The sequence below is a fragment of the Arthrobacter sp. TB 26 genome (genome assembly GCF_000427315.1).
Lineage (GTDB): Bacteria > Actinomycetota > Actinomycetes > Actinomycetales > Micrococcaceae > Arthrobacter.
This window is the reverse complement of sequence record NZ_AUPJ01000127.1, coordinates 1-3,546: the sequence shown is the minus strand read 5'-3', so window position 1 is coordinate 3,546 and position 3,546 is coordinate 1. Positions and strand designations below refer to the sequence as shown.

The window sequence follows — 3,546 nt, the reverse complement described above, 5'->3', positions numbered from 1 at the left end:
CCCGGGCCGCCGTGGACCAGGTGCGGGACCGGCGAACCGTGGCCGGTGGAGCTGCGCGCGTCCTCGCGGTTGAGCATGTGCACGCGGCCGTGGTGAGCAGCGATGCCGGTGACCAGTTCGCGGGCAACCTCGGGATCGTTGGTGCAGACCGAGGCGACGAGAGAACCGCCGCCGCGGGCGGCAAGGCGGACGGCGTCGGCCAGGTCCGTGTAGCCGATCACCGAGGACACCGGGCCGAAAGCCTCCAGCGAGTGGACCTCTTCGGCTTCCGGATCCGCCCAGCTCAGCAGCACGGGGGACATGAACGCGCCGTCTGCGACGACACCGACGGTGCCGTCGGCGCTGGTGACCTTCGGCGCATCGAGCGTGCCGTACGCGAGTTCGCCGCCGGCGTCGAGCATGGACTGGACGGCTGCACGCACATCGGCGAGCTGCTCCAGGGACGCCAGGGCGCCCATGTTGACGCCTTCGGCGCGCGGGTCGCCGAGGACAATGCGTTCCTTGATCCGCTCCCCCACGGCGGCGATGACGTCCTGCACCAGTTCCTGCGGCACGATGGCCCGGCGGATCGAGGTGCACTTCTGGCCGGCCTTGGCGGTCATCTCGGTGACAAGGGACTTGATGAAGGCGTCGAACTCCGGCGTGCCCTTGACGGCGTCCGGGCCCAGGATCGAGGCGTTCAGGGAGTCGGTTTCCGAGGTGAAGCGGACCCCGCCCTTGACCACATTGACGTGGGACTTGAGCGTGTTGGCGGTGGAGGCGGAGCCGGTGAAGGCCACGATGTCGCGGTAGTCGAGGTGGTCCAGCATGGTCCGGACCGAGCCGGAAACCAGCTGCAGCGAACCCTTGGGCAGGATGCCGGACTCGATGATGGCCTTGACCACCGCCGCGGTGACGTAACCGGTGGGGGTGGCGGGCTTAACGATCGTGGGCACGCCGGCGATGAAGGCCGGGGCGAACTTCTCGAGCATGCCCCACACCGGGAAGTTGAAGGCGTTGATCTGCACGGCGACGCCGGGGATGCGGGTGTAGATGTGCTCGCCGGCGAAGGAACCGTCCTTGGACAGCACCTCCATGGGACCGTCCACGATCACCTGGGAGTTGGGCAGTTCACGCCGGCCCTTGGAGCCGAACGTGAAGAGCACGCCGATGCCGCCGTCGATGTCGACCATCGAGTCGATCTTGGTGGCACCGGTCTGGGCCGAGAGGGCATAGAACTCGTCGCGGCGGCCGTTCAGGTACTGCGCCAGCTCCTTGAGCTTGAGCGCGCGCTGGTGGAAGGTCAGTTTGCCCAGTTCCGCCTGGCCGGTGGTGCGTCCGTAATCCACGACGGCGGCGAGGTCCAGTCCCTCGGTGCTCACCTTGGCGAGGAGTTCACCGGTGCTGGCGTCCAGGACGGACGCGGCGCCGGCTGCGGAGCCGGCGTCGGGTGTCCACCAGGAATCCCGGATGAAGCTGGGAACGATCTCGACAGTGTCTACTGTGGGTTCCGGAGCGGTTGCAGTGGTGGTCATCGTTGACGGGTCCTTCCAACGGGGGCAAGATCAACACGGCCAGCATTACTGACCGTCCGTTCGGTAATATGTCTACAGTACATGAATGAGGCCTGCCGCACACTAGCTGCGGCGGCACTGACCGGCCTGAGCCCTTGGATTTCCGGCCAAAGAGGAGACGTTATGACGCCCGAGCCCCGGAATACCGAGCCGTGGAAGATCACCCTCGGGGAACTCGACGAAAAAATGGGCGTGAAGATCGTCGAGGAATCCGTCGAACGGGTCGTCGCCACCATGCCGGTGGAGGGCAACCGGCAGTCCTTCGGGCTGCTGCACGGCGGCGCGTCCCTGGCAGTCGGGGAGGCAGTGGGCTCCTGGGCCGCGGTCATCCACGCCAGCACTCTGGGTAAGACCGCCGTCGGCGTGGACGTCTCGGCCACCCACCACAAGTCGGCCCGCGAGGGGATCATCACCATCACCGCCACCCCCATCCATCTCGGCGGCACCGTGACCACCCACGAGGTGCTGATCACCAACGACGCCGGGCAGCGGCTGTGCACGCTGCGGATCACCAACCTGTTGCTGGACCGCAAAGGCTGAGGGGGCTGCGGCGCCCGGGCGGAGAGCAGGCCTTCACCGGTCCCGGTCCCTGATGTGGGGCCGATGGACCCGGAGTACCCCGCACCCGGGCTGTTGGCGTGGAAGGGCCGATTCACCCGGCACCGCCGGGCGAGCACATCGAGGAGATCGCCAAGCGCTTCTACAAGCACATGCACGACGGCGTCCACCAGCCCAGGCAGGACAGCCTGACCAAAGCCGACGACGGGCAGCACCGGCAGTTGGCCGTGAAGCGGGTCCGCGGGCTCGGGACCCCTGATGGCGAGATGTCCAACTTGGTGCACGATGAGGTCCAGGGGGGCGACGAGGTGGTGCTCTCAGTACCCTTCGGCGATGTGGTGCTGGAGTACACGTACCGGCCCCTCGTCCAGGCGATGCTCCTGCATGCGGACGACAGCGAGGCGTCCTTCCCGCTCCGGGGGCAGGTCCGGGAAGACCTGGCCGCACTGACGGACGGGACCCTGCGGCCCGGACCTTCGGCTGGCTGACTTCCAGTAGGTGCGGCAGTTAGCGGACCGCCCGGCGCCGTGCCGCGGCCAGTTGGGCACCGCCCAGCAGGACGCCGCCCAGCAGGATGGCGCCGCCGGCAAGGCCCCCCATCAGCAGCAGCTGCCCGGCGCCGGTGTCCGGCAGCTGGCTGGAGCCGGCCGGAAGCACGGCGGCCTGGGCAGCCGGAACAGCGGGTTCCGCGGGCGCAATGGCCGGGGCGTCAATAGTAAAGGTCAAAAGCAGCGGGTCCGAGGCCACGCCGTCAACCGATTGGGTAACGGAAAGCGCGTGCGCCCCAACAGCAAGGCCTGAAGGGAACGGAACACTCCAGCGCCCGCCGGCCCCGGCCTGTGCAGCACCCGCCGGCGTCCCGTCGATCGAGACGGTGACGTCGGCGCTGTCAACGCCTGTTCCGGAAATCGTCTCGGGAAGCGCAGCCAGGCTGAAGTGCAGCCCGTCCCCAATCGAGGAGACCGCCGGGGCTACCGGGGTGACGGTGAACGTGCGGTTCACGGAGGGGCTGTCCTCGTGCGAGGGAGCCGTCTGCACGGCGTGCACGGCGATCTGGCCATAGACAGGCCCGGTAACCGGGATGCTCCAGCGGCCGTCCGGCGCGACGACGGCGGAGCCGCTGATGTCGCCGGTGAGTCTTACGGCCAGCCCGGGAGTTCCGGAGCCGTCGATGCGGGTGAGCGTCTTCAAAGCCGTTCCCCCTTGAGGCGCAGCGATCACAGGAGCGTCGAGGTCGGAGACCTTCACGGCGAGGGAAGCGGCGCCCGAGTGGCTGAAACCGTTCACCGTTTCCGCCGTGAATGACAGCGGGCCGGTGGACGCGGGTGCGGGGTATGCCCAGTTGCCCGAAGAGTCGACGGGCAACTCCACGGGTGCCTGGCTGGCAACGGTGATACGCACTTTTGAGTTGGCGGCCACGGCCGACGCCGGGGCC

General features: G+C 68.3%; 2 protein-coding genes and 2 pseudogenes (1 of these 4 only partly in view). 2 read left to right on the top strand and 2 right to left on the bottom strand.

Translation table 11 applies throughout. The features are described 5' to 3' along the window. A pseudogene (gene paaZ, locus K789_RS22245) lies at positions 1-1,514 on the bottom strand (phenylacetic acid degradation bifunctional protein PaaZ); it reaches 608 nt to the left of the window's first position. 162 nt (positions 1,515-1,676) lie between these two features. Between paaZ and K789_RS0104005 the strand changes: the two are divergent. Both K789_RS0104005 and K789_RS22240 read left to right on the top strand, forming a co-directional pair. Further along, positions 1,677-2,093, top strand: coding sequence for a PaaI family thioesterase (locus K789_RS0104005; RefSeq protein WP_024365631.1), 417 nt, complete (start codon positions 1,677-1,679; stop codon positions 2,091-2,093). A 98-nt stretch (positions 2,094-2,191) separates the two neighbouring features. Beyond that, positions 2,192-2,599, top strand: coding sequence for a hypothetical protein (locus K789_RS22240; RefSeq protein WP_051180883.1), 408 nt, complete (start codon positions 2,192-2,194; stop codon positions 2,597-2,599). 19 nt (positions 2,600-2,618) lie between these two features. Here K789_RS22240 and K789_RS0103995 read toward each other — a convergent pair. Beyond that, positions 2,619-3,546, bottom strand: a pseudogene (locus K789_RS0103995) (hypothetical protein); the annotation flags it as partial.

Coding starts and splice junctions, on each gene's coding strand:
- K789_RS0104005 (WP_024365631.1), top strand. CDS start 1,677: ATGACGCCCGAGCCCCGGAATACCGAGCCGTGGAAGATCACCCTCGGG.